Raw genomic sequence first — 16,986 nt, forward strand, 5'->3', positions numbered from 1 at the left:
GCAGGGCGCCAGACGAAACGCGGGTTATGGCAAGGAAATGATGCAACAGGCATTGCGGCAAGCATGTCGCGCCGCAGCAAAGGGACGAGAAAGTTTTTCCGCTGGCTGGACAGTCACGCTTTCCTCGCGAAGTTGCCTGACGCTGTGAAAAAACATTATTCGCTGGGGCCTATTTCTTCCAGCATGATTCGTCATGCTTATAGTCTGCTTTTTAATAAATATTGTAGTTCGGCACCCCTGTCAATATTATTTTCATTTAGACGAGTCGAATTCGCGTAATACGATCCTGCGTAAAGACGAATGAAGAGGGTGGCGGGGATTTTCGTCCGAAGGTGACTATTGCGAGGGGTAATTTATACTGACCGTGAGCCGCCATGCCCGTGAGTCCGCCTATTCAAAGCCCAACCGCCTTCTCCGGAGTCCCGACATGCGCATGATCCTGTTCAGTAGCCGCCAGTACGACAGCGACACGTTTACCGAAGCCAATGCCGCCCACGCCTATGAGCTGCATTTCCAGGAGTCTCATCTCGACGCCGAAACGGCGATCCTCGCACAGGGCTACGAAGTGGTGTGCCCGTTCGTCAATGACAACGTCGACGCCGCCGTGCTCGAGCGGCTCCATGCGGGCGGCACGCGTCTGATTGCGCTACGCTCCGCAGGCTTCAATCACGTCGACCTCGCAGCGGCCGAACGGCTAGGCATGACGGTCGCGCGGGTGCCGGCCTACTCGCCGCACGCGGTCGCCGAACATGCGGTCGGGCTGATCCTCGCGCTGAACCGGCGTCTGCCGCGCGCCGCGGCGCGCACCCGCGAAGGCGACTTCTCGCTGCATGGGCTGCTCGGTTTCGATCTGCACGGCAAGACCGTGGGTGTGGTCGGCACCGGCATGATCGGCCGGGTGTTCGGGCGCATCATGGCGGGCTTCGGCATGCGCGTGCTCGCGCATGATCCCGGCGCGCCCGCCGACGACCTGCTCGCGCTCGGCGCGCGCTATGTGCCGCTTGACACGCTGCTCGCCGAATCCGACGTCGTCAGTCTGCACTGCCCGCTCGTGCCGGCCACCTATCATCTGATCGACGGACCCGCTCTTGCGAAGATGAAACGCGGCGCGATGCTGGTCAACACCGGCCGCGGCGGACTCGTCGAGGCCAATGCGCTGGTCGGCGCGTTGAAGGACGGCCAGCTCGGTCATCTCGGGCTCGACGTGTACGAGGAGGAAAGCGGCATCTTCTTCGAGGATCACTCGAATCTGCCGTTGCAGGACGACGTGCTCGCGCGGCTCCTGATGTTCCCGAACGTGATCGTCACCGCGCATCAGGCGTTCTTCACGCGCGAGGCGATGAGCGAGATCGCGCAAACCACGCTCGGGAACGTCGCGGCATGGCAGGCCGGCACGCCGCGCAACGCGGTTCATGCTGCGGGGTAGGCGGAGGCGTCGGTTGTGCGTTGAGGGCTTGGTCGCGCGTCGAGCGACTTATGCCGCGCGTCATGCCGAGCGCTGCACTGGCAGTGCCCGCCACGGCGGGTCGCAGGTTGACGCGTTGGAGTTCGGGGGCTTGCGCCTTTAGCCGCGCGTCGAGCGCATCATGCCCGCGCAGCATCGACACCATCACACAGCGCGCTATACGCTCTTCTCACCCGCCGGCGGAATCGCACGAATCGCCGTACGGGCATCGTCCGCCGCGCCGCAGACTTCGCGCAGCAACGCCGCTTCGCGCTCATGCACTTCCACCGGACACCAACGCGCGCCCGCATCGGCCAGATAACGCGCGCGATGCTGGCCGTTGCGAAACGCCACCACCCCTTCGCGCTCCAGACCCAGCCAGCCGAGCAACCCCGGCGCGCGGCGCATCGAGATCGTCACGTACGGCATCTGTGGAATGCGTTCGCTCTCGGGGTCGAGAAACTCACGAATACCGCGCACCTTGCCTGAATGCCATTCGGCAACCGGCTTCAACACGTAGTCCGTGTTGTCGCGATCCGCGCAGACAAGCAGCTTGCGCATGTCGACCAGCACGACCTGATGCCGTGTGCCGTCGGTGACGAAGACGCGCTTCAGGCGCACATGGTCGTACCATGAGTGTTCGTGCAACGGCACGATCCAGACGGTTTCGGCACGCCCCGAAGGAAGTCCATCGGGAAGACTCGCCGGCGTAGCGGCTGGCGGTGAATTGGACAAGGGCAAAGGCAGACTCGATAAGCTGGAAAACCAACGCCAGCGCGTGAATAGAGCGCCCACGCTACGAGTCGACTGTGAAAGATGCATGACAGGCCACGGAATTAATTGCTCTGCATGAGCACGCTGCACAAATCGCCCCACACGCACGGGCGGACCTTGACCTTCAGATAGATGACGATGATAACCACTCAAAATTTCAGTGAGTACGTGCGCATCGAAGCCGACGAGGACCGCGGCGTCGCCACCATCGTTCTGGAGCGGCCCGCGCGGCGTAACGCGGTCGACCGTCCGGTCGCCGAAGCATTGCGCGCCGCGTTCAGCCGCTTCGAAGCGGAGCCGGCCTGGCGCGCGGCGGTGCTGTTCGGCGCGGGCGGCACGNACACCCGCCGTAACGAACTGCATGCCGACGGCAGCGGCCCCGGTCCGATGGGACCGACGCGAATGAGCTTCAGCAAGCCGGTGATCGCGGCGATTGCGGGCTACGCGGTGGCGGGCGGCCTGGAGCTGGCGGCGCTATGCGATCTGCGGGTCGTCGAGAACGATGCGGTGCTGGGCGTGTTCTGCCGGCGCGTCGGCATTCCGCTGATCGACGGCGGCACGATCCGCTTGCCGCGGTTGATCGGGCTGTCGCGGGCACTGGATCTGATCCTGACCGGGCGCGCGGTGAGCGCCGACGAAGCGCTTGCCATGGGACTGGCGAATCGCGTCGTAGCGAAGGGCGCGGCGCGCGCGGCGGCCGAGCGGATGGCTGCGGAGCTAGCTGCGTTTCCTTAGGCGGCATTGCTGGCCGACCGCCGCTCGGCGCTGGAAAACAGCCCGCTCGACGATATCGCTGAAGCGCTTCGGCGCGAAGGCGCCGGGGGGTATCGGGCAGTCTTCGAAGAAGGGCTCGCCGGGGCGGCGCGGTTCATCAACGGTGTCGATTGAGGTGAGTCAGGCGCGAGGGGCCGATTGGCGCAATCCGCCTGATCCGCCGCCCCGTTTTCACAAAAAACAACATCCCCCTCGGCGATCAGCATGGCGGTTTCGACTTAGGTAGAATCCCCTACTGTTTCCCCCGCACAGCGCCGGCGTTCTCGTCCCGAAAACGCGCGCCTGCCGCGCGACGTTCCCCGTCGCGCCGATTCACGCTCCGTCACCATGCCTTTGCCCCTGCTTGCCCTTGCCGTTGCCGCGTTTGGAATCGGTACCACCGAATTCGTGATCATGGGGCTGCTGCCCGACGTCGCGCGCGATCTGTCCGTGTCGATTCCGGCCGCCGGCATGCTGGTGTCGGCCTATGCGCTCGGCGTCACGATCGGCGCGCCGATCGTCGCGATCGCGGTCGCCAACATGCCGCGCAAGAAGGCGCTGATGAGTTTGATCGGCGTGTTCATCGTCGGCAATCTGCTGTGCGCAGTTGCGCCGGGTTACGCGGTGCTGATGGCCGCGCGCATCGTCACGGCGTTCTGTCATGGGGCGTTTTTCGGCATCGGCTCGGTGGTGGCCGCGGGGCTCGTCGCGCCGAACCGCCGCGCGCAAGCCATCGCGCTGATGTTCACCGGTCTCACGCTCGCCAACGTGCTCGGCGTGCCTCTCGGCACGGCGCTCGGCCAGGCCGTGGGCTGGCGCGCGACCTTCTGGGCGGTGACGGGCATCGGCCTCGTCGCGGCGGCCGCGCTCGCCGTGTGCCTGCCGGCGAAGATCGAGATGCGCAAGGCGAGTCTCGTCCACGAATTCAGCGTGCTGAAAAACCCGCAGGTGCTGATGGTGCTCGGCATCAGCGTGCTCGCGTCGGCGAGCCTCTTTTCCACCTTCACCTACATCACGCCGATTCTCGAGGACGTGGCCGGCTTCACGCCGCACGCGGTCACGCTGGTGCTGCTGCTGTTCGGCCTCGGGCTGACCGTCGGCAGCACGCTCGGCGGCAAGCTCGCCGACTGGCGGCTGATGCCGTCGCTGGTCGCGTTCCTGCTGGCAATCGTCGTGATCCTGACCGTCTTCGCGGGCACGATGCACGTGCAGATCCCCGCGATGATCACGATTTTCGTATGGGGCATCCTCGCTTTCGCGATCGTGCCACCGCTGCAGATGCTGATCGTCGATCGCGCGAGCAGTGCGCCGAATCTCGCGTCCACCTTGAACCAGGGCGCCTTCAACCTCGGCAACGCGACGGGTGCATGGCTCGGCGGGATGGCGATCGGCGCGGGCGCGCCGCTCACGACGCTGCCATGGGTCGGCGTGGCGACCTCGATCGGCGCGCTGCTGCTGACGCTGTGGTCGGTGTCGATCGACCGGCGCGCGCAGAAGGTGGCGGTGGCGGGTTAAGGTCACGCACATTACGGATCGTCAGTCGCGCGCCAGCGCGAGGCGCCTGTGGCGAGCGTTCTGTCTTGCCCCTTTGCGCAGCGCCCGTTGGCGCGTCCTGCAAGCCCCCCACCGTGCCAACGCCTATCAGCCGTAGTAGCATCCCGGCCGATGAAAGTCATCTTCACTCGCGATTTCCTCGCCCTGATCCTCAGCGTCGCCGTCGTCGGGCTCGGCAGCGGCGCCACGCTGCCGCTGACCGCCCTTGCACTGACGCAAGCCGGCTTCGGCACCGACGTCGTCGGCCTGCTGAGCGCCGCGCAAGCGGGCGGCGGCCTCCTCGTCGTGCCGGTGGCCGGCTGGATCGCGGCGCGTTTCGGCGGCCGCGAGGTGATCGTCGGCGCGGTGCTGGCGGTCGCGCTCGCCACCGCGCTCATGCAGCTCACATCGAACCTGTGGCTGTGGGCGCTGTTGCGCGTGCTGTGCGGCGCGGCCCTGATGCTGCTGTTCACGATCGGCGAGGCTTGGGTCAACCAGTTGGCCGACGACGCGTCGCGCGGCCGCGTGATTGCGATCTACGCGACCAACTTCACGCTGTTCCAGATGTCGGGCCCGGTGCTCGTGAGCCAGATCGCGGGCTTCACGCATTCGCGCTTTCTGATCTGCGGCGCGATTTTCCTGCTTGCGCTGCCGATGCTCGCCGCGATCCGCACGACGCCGCGAGCCTCCGACGACGAGCACGCCGCCCACGACAGCTGGCGCCACGTGCTGCCGCAGATGCCTGCCCTCGTCATCGGCACCGGCTTCTTCGCGCTGTTCGACACGATCGCGCTGTCGCTGCTGCCGCTGTTCGCGATGTCGCACGGCATTGCAAGCGAGGTGGCGGTGCTGTTCGCGTCGGCCCTGCTGCTCGGCGATACGACGATGCAGTTTCCGATCGGCTGGCTCGCTGACCGGCTCGGCCGCGAACGCGTGCATATCGGCTGCGGGGTGGTCGTCGTGGCGTTGCTGCCGTGCTTGCCCTGGGCGATCAGGTCGCCATGGCTGTGCTGGCCGCTGCTGTACGTGCTCGGCGCGGCCGCGGGCGCGATCTATACGCTGTCGCTGGTCGCCTGCGGCGAGCGCTTTCGCGGCGTAGCGCTGGTATCGGCGAGTTCGCTGGTGGGCGCGTCGTGGAGCGCGGCCAGTTTCGGCGGCCCGCTGGTCGCCGGCGCGCTGATGAAGGGCGTCGGCAACGACGCGATGGTCGGCGTGCTGCTGTTCGCGGCGTTCGCGTTTCTCGCCGCCGCCTGGTGGGAAAAGCGTCGCGCGCCGCTGCGAGCCGCCGGCTGACGGGCGAGCGTTGACGGCCGTGCGCCATCCATCGCTGGCGGACGACAGGCAACGGCCGACAGCGGCGCATCGCGGTCCCGGCTAGCGCAACGCGTGGCACTGCGCGCTCGATCCGATCTTGCGGTCAGCACGCTTGATGCTAGTCTTGAACGACATTGCACGGCGCTCTGCTGAACGACCCATGCTTCATGGGCTGCCGTAAGCAATGGGGAGCCCGCCATGCAAACCGTGCACACGCCGCGCCGTTTTTACCTGTTGAGCGCGTTCATCGCATTGAGCGCCCTGCTGTTCGCTGATTGCGGCGGCGGCGGAAGCGGGGATACGAGCGGCGCAGCGACCAGCGGCGGCAGTGCCAGCGGGACCGGCAGCAGCGGCGGCGACGCCAGCGCGGGCACGGGCGGCTCCGGCACCTCGTCGGGCGGCGGCACCTCCATGGCCGCGACACACGATGTGCAGACCTATCATAACGACATCGGCCGCACGGGCCAGAATCTCAACGAGACCATCCTCACGCCCGCCAACGTCAACGCGACGACGTTCGGCAAGGTCGGCTTTTTCGCCGCCGACGGCAAGGTCGACGCGCAACCGCTCTTTGTCGAATCACTGGTGATCGCGGGCGGCACGCACAACGTGCTGTACGTCGTGACCGAGCACGACAGCGTGTACGCGCTCGACGCGGACAGCGGCGCACAGCTGTGGCGGGTCAGCACGCTCGGCGCCAACGAAACGCCGAGCGACGACCTCGGTTGCGGCCAGATCACGAAGGAAATCGGCATCACGTCGACGCCGGTCATCGACCGCTCGCGCGGCGCGCACGGCACGCTCTACGCGGTCGCGATGTCGAAGGACACGAGCGGCGCCTACCATCAGCGCGTGCACGCGCTCGATCTCGCGACCGGCGCGGAATTGCTGAACGGACCCACGGAAGTAACCGCCAGCTACCCCGGCAGCGGCGCGAACAGTTTCAACGGCAACGTACTGTTCGCGCCGTCCTCGTATGCCGAGCGCGCGGGCCTGCTGCTGCTTGGCGGCGTGGTCTATACGGCGTGGACCTCGCATTGCGACAAGGGCGCCTACACCGGCTGGATCATGGGCTATAGCGCCGACACCCTGCAGCAGACTTCCGTGCTCAACGTCACGCCGAACGGCTCGGGCGGAGCGATCTGGATGAGCGGCGCCGCTCCGGCGTCGGATGGCGCGTCCATCTACCTGCTCGGCGGCAACGGCACGTTCGACACCACGATGACCGCCGGCGGTTTCCCCGCGCAACACAACTTTGGCAATTCGTATCTGAAACTCGGCACGGCAGGCGCCCTTTCGGTCGCGGATTACTTCGCGATGTCCAATACCGTTCAGCAGTCCAATGCCGACGAAGACCTCGGATCCGGCGGCGCGATCGTGCTGCCCGATCTCACCGATGCGAACGGCGTGGTCCAGCACCTCACGCTCGGCACGGGCAAGGACGGCATCATCTATGTGCTGAACCGCGACTCGATGGGCAAGTTCAACGCCGCGAGCAACAACATCTATCAGGAGATCCAGGGCGTGCTGGGCGGCGGAGAGTTCGGCATGCCCGCGTACTTCAACGGCCGGCTCTATTTCGGCTCGGTCGGCGACAATCTCAAGGCGTTCACGGTGACCCATGCGCGGCTGTCGACGGCGCCGAGCGCGCAGACCTCGATGATGTTCGCCTACCCCGGCACCACGCCGAGCATCTCCGCCAATGGCACGGCGAATGGCATCGTCTGGGCCGCGGAAAACGGCACCACGGCGGCACTGCATGCGTTCGATCCGGCCAACCTTGCCGTTGAGCTTTACAGCAGCAATCAGATGGGCACCCGCGATCAGTTCGGCGCGGGCAACAAGTTCATCACGCCGATGATCGCCAACGGCAAGGTGTATGTCGGGACGACGAACGGTGTGGCGGTGTTTGGTTTGCTCAAGGGCTGAGCGGGTCTGGGCGTGGTGGGAGTGACCCGACATGCGCCACAGCCTGAGCTCTGCCTTGCGTCCCTAACGCCGCGCCGGAAGAATTTTCCCTACACACGCGCCAAATCCCACGCGATACCCATCGCCCTGGCAGCACCCGGCCAGCGTCAACTCGTCCCCGTCCTCGATGAACGTACGTGTGCCACCTTCGTTCAGCTCCAGCGGCTTCTTGCCGTTCCATGTCAGTTCGAGCAGGCTGCCGTACGAGTCCTCGGTCGGGCCGCTGATCGTGCCGGAGCCCATCAGATCGCCCACCCGCGTATTGCAGCCCGAGACCGTGTGATGCGCAAGTTGCTGCGCCATCGTCCAGTACATGTGCCTGAAGTTGGTCCGCGCGATCGTGCTCGCCTGCTTCGCCTGTTGCGGGCGCAGCGTCACTTCGAGATGGATGTCGAACGCATGCTCGCCATCGTGGCGCAGGTACGCGAGCGGTTGCGGCTCCTGCACCGGCTGCGCGACGCGGAACGGTTCGAGCGCGTCGAGCGTGACGACCCACGGCGAGATCGTGGTCGCAAAGGTCTTCGCGTTGAACGGGCCGAGCGGCACGTATTCCCATTGCTGGATGTCGCGCGCGCTCCAGTCGTTGAGCAGCACCATGCCGAAAATATGCGCTTCGGCGTCGGCGCAAGCGACCGGCTCGCCCAACGCATTGCCCGCGCCGATCACGAAGCCCGTTTCCAGTTCGATATCCAGCTTGCGGCACGCGCCGAACACCGGACGCTCCTGATCCGGTAGCTTCAACTGACCGTTGGGACGGCGCACGGGCGTGCCGCTCACCACCACCGACGACGCCCGTCCGTTGTACCCGATCGGCATCTCCGACCAGTTCGGCAGCAGCGCATTCTTCGGATCGCGAAACATCGAGCCGACATTGGTCGCGTGTTCTTTCGACGAATAGAAATCGGTGTAGCCTGGAATTTGCACCGGCAGATGCAGTTGCGCGTCTGCCTGGCGCACCAGTACCTTCGCGCGCAACGCGGTGTCGTCGCGCAACGTCGCGGTGTCGCGTGCCAATAGCGTGCTCAACTGGATGCGCACGCTGCGCCACGCGTCGCGTCCGAGCGCGATGAAGTCGTTCAGCGTGTCGCTGGCGACGGCGCGGGCAAACACATCACCCGGCGCGGACACGTTCAGCAAACCCGCCGCCTGCAACGCGGCGAGGTCGATGATCTGGTCGCCGATCGCCACGCCCGCGCGCCGCGCGTCGTTGTGCCGGTCGCTAAAAATGCCGAACGGCAGGTTCTGGATAGAAAAATCGTTGGCCGGAACGTTGGCCGACTCGACCCAGCTTTTGCGCGACGAATCGAGCGTCGCCTGGAGATCGCTCGATGCGTTCATCGTTGCTCCGGATTGAAGTGTTTCTTGAGACCTTGCCAGCACTCGTAGTAATGCGCCTGCAGTTGCGCGGTTTCGAGCGCAAAGCGGGTGGGCTTGGTCAGTGTGCGCGTCTCGAACATGAAGGCCATCGTGTCGCCGACTTTTTTCGGCGTAGACGTATCGCCGTTCGAGGCTTTTTCGAACGTGTCGGCGTCCGGGCCGTGCCCTGACATGCAGTTGTGCAGACTCGCACCGCCCGGTACGAAGCCCTCGGCCTTTGCGTCGTACACGCCGTGCACGAGCCCCATGAACTCGCTCGCGACGTTGCGATGAAACCACGGCGGGCGGAACGTATCTTCGGCGGCGAGCCAGCGCGGCGGGAAGATCACGAAGTCGATCGTATCGACGCCCGGCGTATCGCTTTGCGATTGCAGCACCAGAAAGATCGACGGGTCCGGGTGATCGAAGCTGATCGAGCCGATCGTGTTGAAGCGCCGCAGGTCGTATTTGTACGGCGCGTAGTTGCCGTGCCACGCGACCACATCGAGCGGCGAATGGCCGATGTCCGCGCGCCACAGCTTGCCGTTCAGCTTCGCGACGAGTTCGAAGTCGCCTTCGCGGTCTTCGTAAGCGGCGTGCGGCGTGAGGAAGTCGCGCGGATTGGCGAGACCGTTCGAGCCGATCGGGCCGAGGTCCGGCAAGCGCAGCAGCGCGCCGAAGTTCTCGCAGATATAGCCGCGGGCCACGCCGTCCGGCAGGCTCACCGCAAAGCGCACGCCGCGCGGGATCACCGCGATTTCGAACGGCTCGAGTTCGATGCGGCCCATTTCGGTCGCGATCTGAAGGCGGCCTTCCTGCGGCACGATCAGCAATTCGCCGTCGGCGTTATAGAAGAAGCGCTCGTGCATCGAGCGGTTCGCCGCGTACAGATGAATCGCGCAGCCATTCATCGCTTCGGCCGCGCCATTGCCGGCCATCGTCACCCAGCCGTCGATGAAATCGGTCGGCTCGGCCGGCATCGGCAACGGGTCCCAGCGCAACTGGTTCGGCGGCGTCGGCGGCACGTCGGCGAAATTGGCGACGAGCCGCTCCGACGGCAGCGGCGTGAATGGCTTGTGCATCGCCGCCGGACGAATCCGATATAGCCACGAGCGGCGGTTATGGCCGCGCGGCGCGGTGAACGCGGTGCCCGACAACTGTTCTGCATACAGGCCATAGGCCGCGCGCTGCGGCGAATTGCGCCCTTCCGGCAATGCGCGGGGCAACGCCTCGGTCGCGAATTCGTTCGCGAAGCCCGATTGATAGCCCGGCGCGATTTCGAGCCGCGAACTGGCGGCAGGCGACCGATGAGGCGGCGTACGTGTTGGGATGTCCATAAATTTCTCCGTTGATGCTCGACTCTTTTCCCCACCTATGACGGCAGTGTGGACAAGCCGGCCAGCGGGATCAGTACCCGCCTCGCAATTTACGAATAGTAAAACGAATTATGAATAGTAAAATTAACGTATACCCTGAACGCCATCGCCGGATGCGTTACCGCTCATGCAAGCGCATGAGCGGCGGATAACGTTATGAGCATTTTGTTCATGTGCGCGGATTGCGGACTGCTACCATCAACGCATGCGGCAATCGAGTCGCGTTGCCGAGCGCCGAGTGCGCATTCACCGTCGCCATCCATTCGCCTTCATGATTCCGCCGACCATCCCCGATCTCGTTACCCGCGCCGCCGCTCACCCTTTTCTCGGCGAACATCTGGTGATGGGGCAAGGCGTGCATGGCGACATCGCGCTCGCGCGGTTCGAGGACACTCAGCTCGCGAGCGCCTACGAGCCGATCTTCGATATCAGCGTGCATGCGCTGGCGCAGTCGCTGTCGTCGGGGGCCGAGGGGGTGGACCGTTTCGGCGACGAACTCGGCTTCCAGGCCGTCACCTATCAACTCGGCGCGGCGCCGTTCGAGGTGTTCGATCCGTTCGACCGCATCGGCAACGATCAGGAACTGGTCGCGCTCGACCGGATGTCACGCGCGTTGCACGCGATCAATTTCTTCGGTGCGCAGCGCCATGGGCTGCTGTTTCTGCGCGTGCACGAGCGTTTGCTCAAGAGCGTGAAGTACGACCACGGACGACATTTCTCGACCGTGCTGATGTCGTTCGGACTGAACCCCTCGCGGGTGGTGATCGAGTTGCCGGCGGCGGCGGTCGCGCACAAGACCTTTCTCGGCTATCTGACGAGGAGCTACCAGCACTACAGCTTCAAGGTGGCGGGCAATCTGTCCAACGCGGGGCAAATTCTGTCGGTATCGGAAACGGCGCGGCTCGACTTCATCAAAATGGATGCCGCCAGCGCGTTGCGCGACGCGACGGTGAAGCCGCTCGTCGGTTATGCGGGCCGGCTGCGCATCCCGCTGATTTTCAATCGCGTGATGGATGAAGCGCAGTTTCTCGCGTTGCAGCAGTACGACGTGCGCTTCGTGCAAGGACCGTTATTCACCGCGCACTATCATGACCGGGCGGTCTGATAGCGCGAGAGCGTGAGATGGGCGAGGCACGATGCGCGCTTCGCTTTAGTTCGCCTCAACCGGCTTCACGGCTTCAGCCCGGTTCGCCCAGACGCCGCGCGAGCGCCTTCAAACGCGGCGCAACAGTTTCGCGAAACACCTCCTCTCCCATCGACGACGCCGGCCCGCTGCAACTGAGCACCAGCCAGCGGCCGTCGCGCGGTTCGCGAAACGGCACCGCGACCGCGTTCACATCGTCGTGCCACGCACGAAACGAATAACAGCAGCGCTCAGTGGCGAATGCTTCGATTTCTTTTTCAGCATCGGCCTGCAGCGTCGCGCCGACTTTCCCCGCGGCCTTGCGGAGTTCCGCCAGCAACGCGGCGCGCGCGTCGGCCGGCTGGACCGCCAGATACGCGCGGCCCATCGAACTCGTCAACATCGACAGTTTCGAGCCGGATGCGAGGCCGAGCGTCAGCGCGGTTTCGCTGCGGATCGTCTCGAGATAGATCATGTCGAGCCCGTCGCGGCAACCGAGCGACACCGCCGCGCCCACTTCGCGGGCAAACGCGCGCATATGCGGGCGGGCGAGTTCGAGCGTGTCGGTGCCGCAGAGCAACGCGAAACCGAGCGACAGCACACCCGCATCGAGCGCATATTTGCCGTGTGATTCATCGAGCCGCAGATAGCCGAGCACCGTCAGCGTGTAGGCGAGACGATTGACGGTCGCCTTCGGCAAGCCCGTGCGCGCGACGAAATCGCGGTTGCCGAGCATCGTTTCGCCCGGCTTGAACGCGCGCAGCAGATCCAGCCCGCGTGCCAGGGCGACGACGAATTTGCGCTCGTCGACAGGTTCGGAGAAAGTGGATGTGTCCGGCATGGGGTGGTACACTCGGTCGTCATTTGCAAAACATTGTTTCGCTAAGCGGAACTTAAGTCAAGCTTCGATAAAGCAAGAGATCAGGAGATACGTCATGGCCGAAGCCGCGCAGTTTCACTGGGAAGACCCGCTGCTGCTGGATCAGCAGCTCACCGAAGACGAACGCATGGTGCGCGACGCCGCCGCGGCCTATGCACAGGACAAGTTGCAGCCGCGCGTGCTCGAAGCGTTCCGTCATGAGAAAACCCACATCGAGATCTTTCGCGAGATGGGCGAACTCGGCCTGCTCGGCCCGACGATTCCCGAGCAATACGGCGGCCCCGGCCTGAACTATGTCGCCTATGGGCTGATCGCGCGTGAAGTGGAGCGCGTCGATTCCGGCTATCGCTCGATGATGTCGGTGCAGTCGTCGCTGGTGATGGTGCCGATCAACGAATTCGGCTCCGACGCGCAGAAGCAGAAGTACCTGCCGAAACTCGCCTCCGGCGAATGGATCGGCTGCTTCGGTCTGACCGAGCCGAACCACGGCTCCGATCCGGGCAGCATGGTCACGCGGGCGAAAAAAGTCGACGGCGGCTATTCGCTGTCGGGCTCGAAGATGTGGATCACCAATTCGCCGATCGCCGACGTGTTCGTCGTGTGGGCGAAGCTCGAGGAAGACGGCAAGGACACGATTCGCGGCTTCATCCTGGAGAAGGGCTGGAAGGGCCTGTCCGCGCCGACCATCCATAGCAAGGTGGGCTTGCGCGCATCGATCACCGGCGAGATCGTGATGGACGAAGTGTTCGTGCCGGAAGAAAACCGCCTGCCGGATGTCGGCGGTCTGCGCGGCCCGTTCACGTGTCTGAATTCGGCGCGCTACGGCATCGCCTGGGGCGCGCTCGGCGCGGCCGAAGCCTGCTGGCACACCGCGCGTCAGTACGTGCTCGATCGCAAGCAGTTCGGCCGGCCGCTCGCGGCGAACCAGTTGATCCAGAAGAAGCTCGCCGACATGCAGACCGAAATCACGCTGGGTCTGCAAGGCGTGCTGCGCCTCGGCCGCATGAAGGACGAAGGCACCGCCGCCGTCGAGATCACGTCGATCATGAAGCGCAACTCATGTGGCAAGGCGCTGGACATTGCGCGCCTCGCGCGCGACATGCTCGGCGGCAACGGCATTTCGGATGAGTTTGGCGTGGCCCGGCATCTCGTGAACCTTGAAGTGGTGAACACGTACGAGGGCACGCACGACATTCACGCGTTGATCCTCGGTCGCGCTCAGACGGGTATTCAGGCGTTTTTCTAACGGCGTTGCTGAGGCGTTGATGGTTTGTTGTGTCGTGCACGGCATGATCACGCCGCTCAATGACAAAAAACAAAAGGCCGGTTCATGGTGAACCGGCCTTTTGCGTTGCGACTCGCCCTATCGCCAATCACGCGTTCCGAGGCGCATCAGGCGCTTACTTGTTCGGCTGCGGTGTCATGCGCAGGTAGGGACGCAGCGCCTTGTAGCCCTTCGGGAATTTCTGCTTGATGACTTCTTCGTCCTTCAGCGACGGAACGATCACCACGTCATCGCCCTGCTTCCAGTTACCCGGCGTCGCGACAGAGTGGTTGTCGGTCAGTTGCAGCGAGTCGATCACGCGCAGCACTTCGTCGAAGTTGCGCCCGGTGCTGGCGGGATACGTAATGGTGAGACGCACCTTCTTCTTCGGATCGATCACGAACAGCGAACGAACCGTGAATGTTTCACTCGCGTTCGGATGAATCATGTCGTACAGCTCGGCGACCTTGCGATCACCATCGGCGAGAATCGGGAAGCCCACACTGGCGGCTTGAGTCTCGTTGATGTCCTTGATCCACTCTTTGTGCGATTCGGCGCTGTCCACCGACAACGCAATCGTCTTCACCCCGCGTTTTTCGAATTCGTCGGCGAGTTTGGCGGTCAGGCCGAGTTCAGTCGTGCAGACCGGCGTGAAGTCGGCGGGGTGCGAGAACAGCACGCCCCAGCTATCGCCGAGCCATTCGTGAAACTTGATGCGGCCAACACTCGACTCCTGCTCAAAATCCGGCGCAATATCGCCAAGACGTAGACTCATGGTGGATTCTCCTTTGGATATCAATCGGGTACCGGATTCGGCGTGAGCATTTTTACCGCTACATCCCAGAACATAAAGCATAAGGCAGGCACCGTCCACGACGAAGGAACATCGCGTCACTACTTTATGCGTTTTTGTAATTTTCGCCGATTTGGTCGAAACTTTGCGGGACAGATCAACTCCATCTGAAGCAAACTTTGGCTGGGGCTACCCTTCCAAGTGTGGTTTTTCGTACTTTGGGTAATCGGGAATGGTTCGTGCATCGATTCGAATCGACCGGGCACTGCGCTCGCCAGCGGCCGTTTCTTTGGTTACGATTCACGCGTGGCGTGAGATAAAGGGGAGCTGTCAATGTCGGAAATCAACAAGGAGAGATTGATGTCGGATATCAAAACCGTCCTCGCGGACGCCGAGGATCTGCTGAAACAAGCCGCGAGCGCCACGGGCGAGCGCGCGTCGGAACTGCGTGAAACGGCGCTCACGCGCCTGAAGCAGGCGAGGGAAAAGGCGGCTGACGTGCAGGTCGTGGTGGTCGAAAAGGGTAAAAAGGCTGCCCGAGCCACCGACGACTACGTGCACGAACATCCGTGGGCGTCCATCGGCATTGCCGCGGGTGCTGGCGTGCTGCTGGGGCTGTTGATCAACCGCAAATAACGCTGGTGCGGCTGTCGGACGAAGCTGGTCCGAGGCATCAGTATTCGAGGTGACCGGCGCACGCCTGGCCGGTCCGCTTCTCTTGGCGCGCATGCTGCTCATGCGCCTTCACGCGCAACGCCCACAGCCATGACGATCGACACCCAATCGCAGCGCGGAGAACATAGTCCGTTGCGCCGTATCATCGGTTCCGTATTTGCGATTCTGCAGACGCGGCTAGAACTGGTCGGCATTGAACTCGCCGAAGAAAAAGACCGCCTGCTCGGCGTGCTGTTCCTCGGCCTCGCGGCGATGATGCTCGCCACCATGGCGCTGATCGCCCTGACTGCGCTGATTGCCATCGCATTCTGGGACACCTACCGATGGCAGGCGCTCGCCGGCATCACGGCGGTCTATGCGATTGCCGGTCTCGCCTGTGCCCTGAAAGCGCGCAGCGGTTTGCGCAATGCGCCGCTGGTGTTCGAAGCGACCATCGCCGAGTTCGAGAAAGACCGCGAGGTGTTCCGCAAGCCGTGACATGCAAGGCGTGACGGGCGAACTTCAACGTCCCGCGCCTTCATTGAGAATCTCCAGCGAACATGTAGTGCCGTTAAGTCTCGTCGTTAGCCTCGTCGCCTAGTTGCGTCGTTGACTGTTCCACCCACACTGCCGCCGACACGCCATGAGCCATACCGATACTGCATTCCGTAACCAGCGCCACCACGCCAAAGAGCTGAGCGCGCCGCACTTGCGCGCGCTGCGCAAGGAATTGCTACTGGTGCGTGCGGATGTCGAGCGCATGGAACTCGCTCACGCGACCCTTGATTTGCGGCAGGCGGTCACGCACTTCAGCTGGCTGAAATTCATCCTGCCGGGCTTTGGCGGCATGCGGACCGGCAGCGGGTCGAACGCACACTTCGTCAATGCAGGCACCATCGGTGCGTTGCTCAAGCAGTATCCGTTCGTCAGCTCGGTCATTTCGATGCTGATTGCCAAACCACTGCGCGCGACCGTCGTCGCCGGTGCAAAACCCGCTCTCAAATGGGGCAGCCTGGGACTCGCGGCCTGGGAAGCGTATCGGATCTGGAAGCAGATGAAACGCGATTCCGGCATATCTGCCGGCGCGAAGGCCGAGTCGACGGATAGCGGGTATTAAGCCGTTGCAACGAAGTGGGCTGGTGGCTGGGCGCTCACTTGCCGAGTTGCGAAGTCCCCGCTGAGCCGTCACCGCTCTAAGTCGTATTCCAGCATTCGCTGCTTGCCGGGGCCGCCCCGCCCGCGACGCTTCTATTGCTTCGCAGGCCCGTCGCATCGAGCGCAAACGTACCGCACGGATCATCGCCCATCGGTCCGGATTGTTCCGGCGCTGCCTCGATTGCATAGCCGCCGTTTGCGTCGTCTGCCGGCAGCACATGCAAGCGATAAATCGGCGTACCGAATTGCGGCGCCTGGTCCAAACCGGGCGGCAGGGTCGACACGCCGTCGCTTGCCGCGCCCTCGACGAATTGCGCTGCCCGATACAACGCGGACGCCGCATCGATACGATGGGTTCGCGCCACATGATTGCGATACGAAGGCACGGCAAACGCGGCCAGCGTCGCGGCTATCGCCAGCGCGATCATCAGTTCGAGCAACGTGAATGCGGATGTGTACGTTCTCCTCATGCGCCTCCCGTCAAAATGGCCTAGCAGCGACATGTCGCCAATGACGCTCGATCGTCTCGCCGTCGATCACCAGTTCCATCTGAAGCCATACCTGCGACTCGCCTGTCCCGCCGAAACCGCGCGACGTCA

General features: G+C 63.9%; 15 protein-coding genes and 1 pseudogene. 10 read left to right on the top strand and 6 right to left on the bottom strand.

Annotated features, from left to right (window positions below; translation table 11 throughout):
- Positions 1 to 427: 427 nt before the first annotated feature.
- Positions 428 to 1,426, top strand: a complete 999-nt coding sequence (locus CIC12_RS17795; RefSeq protein ID WP_168665456.1) for a 2-hydroxyacid dehydrogenase — start codon at positions 428 to 430, stop codon at positions 1,424 to 1,426.
- A gap of 195 nt (positions 1,427 to 1,621) precedes the next feature.
- Here CIC12_RS17795 and CIC12_RS17800 read toward each other — a convergent pair whose 3' ends face one another.
- Positions 1,622 to 2,266: a plasmid fertility inhibition factor family protein gene (locus CIC12_RS17800; RefSeq protein ID WP_168665458.1), complete on the bottom strand. Its 645-nt coding sequence runs from the start codon at positions 2,264 to 2,266 to the stop codon at positions 1,622 to 1,624.
- Between the two features lie 90 nt (positions 2,267 to 2,356).
- Between CIC12_RS17800 and CIC12_RS17805 the strand changes: the two are divergent.
- The 4 genes and pseudogenes from CIC12_RS17805 to CIC12_RS17820 all read left to right on the top strand — a co-directional run bounded on the left by CIC12_RS17805 (position 2,357) and on the right by CIC12_RS17820 (position 7,747).
- Positions 2,357 to 3,106: pseudogene (locus CIC12_RS17805) on the top strand (crotonase/enoyl-CoA hydratase family protein).
- Between the two features lie 213 nt (positions 3,107 to 3,319).
- Positions 3,320 to 4,486, top strand: coding sequence for an MFS transporter (locus CIC12_RS17810; protein WP_168665460.1), 1,167 nt, complete (start codon positions 3,320 to 3,322; stop codon positions 4,484 to 4,486).
- 150 nt (positions 4,487 to 4,636) lie between these two features.
- Positions 4,637 to 5,797 carry an MFS transporter gene (locus CIC12_RS17815; protein WP_168665461.1) on the top strand — a complete coding sequence of 387 codons (1,161 nt, stop codon included), beginning with the start codon at positions 4,637 to 4,639 and terminating at the stop codon, positions 5,795 to 5,797.
- A 219-nt stretch (positions 5,798 to 6,016) separates the two neighbouring features.
- Entirely contained in the window at positions 6,017 to 7,747 is a 1,731-nt protein-coding gene (locus CIC12_RS17820; protein WP_168665463.1) for a PQQ-binding-like beta-propeller repeat protein, read from the top strand.
- 63 nt (positions 7,748 to 7,810) lie between these two features.
- Here the strand turns inward: CIC12_RS17820 and fahA are convergent, their stop codons facing one another.
- Positions 7,811 to 9,124 (bottom strand): fumarylacetoacetase, encoded by a 1,314-nt coding sequence (fahA, locus tag CIC12_RS17825; protein WP_168665466.1) that lies wholly within the window; start codon positions 9,122 to 9,124, stop codon positions 7,811 to 7,813.
- Complete coding sequence (gene hmgA / locus CIC12_RS17830) at positions 9,121 to 10,479, bottom strand: homogentisate 1,2-dioxygenase (protein ID WP_174772093.1); 1,359 nt, start codon at positions 10,477 to 10,479, stop codon at positions 9,121 to 9,123. Before hmgA ends, fahA begins: the two co-directional genes overlap by 4 nt.
- A gap of 310 nt (positions 10,480 to 10,789) precedes the next feature.
- Here hmgA and CIC12_RS17835 point away from each other — a divergent pair, with 310 nt between their 5' ends.
- Complete coding sequence (locus CIC12_RS17835; protein ID WP_168665482.1) at positions 10,790 to 11,623, top strand: diguanylate phosphodiesterase; 834 nt, start codon at positions 10,790 to 10,792, stop codon at positions 11,621 to 11,623.
- A gap of 73 nt (positions 11,624 to 11,696) precedes the next feature.
- Here CIC12_RS17835 and CIC12_RS17840 read toward each other — a convergent pair whose 3' ends face one another.
- Positions 11,697 to 12,482, bottom strand: a complete 786-nt coding sequence (locus tag CIC12_RS17840) for an IclR family transcriptional regulator (protein WP_168665468.1) — start codon at positions 12,480 to 12,482, stop codon at positions 11,697 to 11,699.
- 94 nt (positions 12,483 to 12,576) lie between these two features.
- Between CIC12_RS17840 and CIC12_RS17845 the strand changes: the two genes are divergently transcribed.
- Positions 12,577 to 13,767 carry an acyl-CoA dehydrogenase gene (locus tag CIC12_RS17845; protein ID WP_168665470.1) on the top strand — a complete coding sequence of 397 codons (1,191 nt, stop codon included), beginning with the start codon at positions 12,577 to 12,579 and terminating at the stop codon, positions 13,765 to 13,767.
- A gap of 154 nt (positions 13,768 to 13,921) precedes the next feature.
- On the opposite strand, the gene CIC12_RS17850 is transcribed toward CIC12_RS17845, so the two are convergent.
- Positions 13,922 to 14,560 (bottom strand): peroxiredoxin, encoded by a 639-nt coding sequence (locus CIC12_RS17850; RefSeq protein WP_168665472.1) that lies wholly within the window; start codon positions 14,558 to 14,560, stop codon positions 13,922 to 13,924.
- Positions 14,561 to 14,911: 351 nt separating this feature from the next.
- On the opposite strand from CIC12_RS17850, the gene CIC12_RS17855 reads away from it, so the two are divergent.
- The 3 genes from CIC12_RS17855 (at position 14,912) to CIC12_RS17865 (ending at position 16,349) form a co-directional block, all read left to right on the top strand.
- Complete coding sequence (locus CIC12_RS17855) at positions 14,912 to 15,214, top strand: DUF883 family protein (protein WP_011486909.1); 303 nt, start codon at positions 14,912 to 14,914, stop codon at positions 15,212 to 15,214.
- A 129-nt stretch (positions 15,215 to 15,343) separates the two neighbouring features.
- Complete coding sequence (locus CIC12_RS17860) at positions 15,344 to 15,730, top strand: phage holin family protein (protein ID WP_121316614.1); 387 nt, start codon at positions 15,344 to 15,346, stop codon at positions 15,728 to 15,730.
- Positions 15,731 to 15,875: 145 nt separating this feature from the next.
- Entirely contained in the window at positions 15,876 to 16,349 is a 474-nt protein-coding gene (locus CIC12_RS17865; RefSeq protein ID WP_168665474.1) for a DUF3318 domain-containing protein, read from the top strand.
- Between the two features lie 76 nt (positions 16,350 to 16,425).
- Here the strand turns inward: CIC12_RS17865 and CIC12_RS17870 are convergent, their stop codons facing one another.
- Positions 16,426 to 16,857 carry a type IV pilin protein gene (locus CIC12_RS17870; RefSeq protein ID WP_168665476.1) on the bottom strand — a complete coding sequence of 144 codons (432 nt, stop codon included), beginning with the start codon at positions 16,855 to 16,857 and terminating at the stop codon, positions 16,426 to 16,428.
- Between the last annotated feature and the right edge of the window lie 129 nt (positions 16,858 to 16,986).

The sequence above is a fragment of the Paraburkholderia sp. SG-MS1 genome, from assembly GCF_012275575.1.
Lineage (GTDB): Bacteria > Pseudomonadota > Gammaproteobacteria > Burkholderiales > Burkholderiaceae > Paraburkholderia.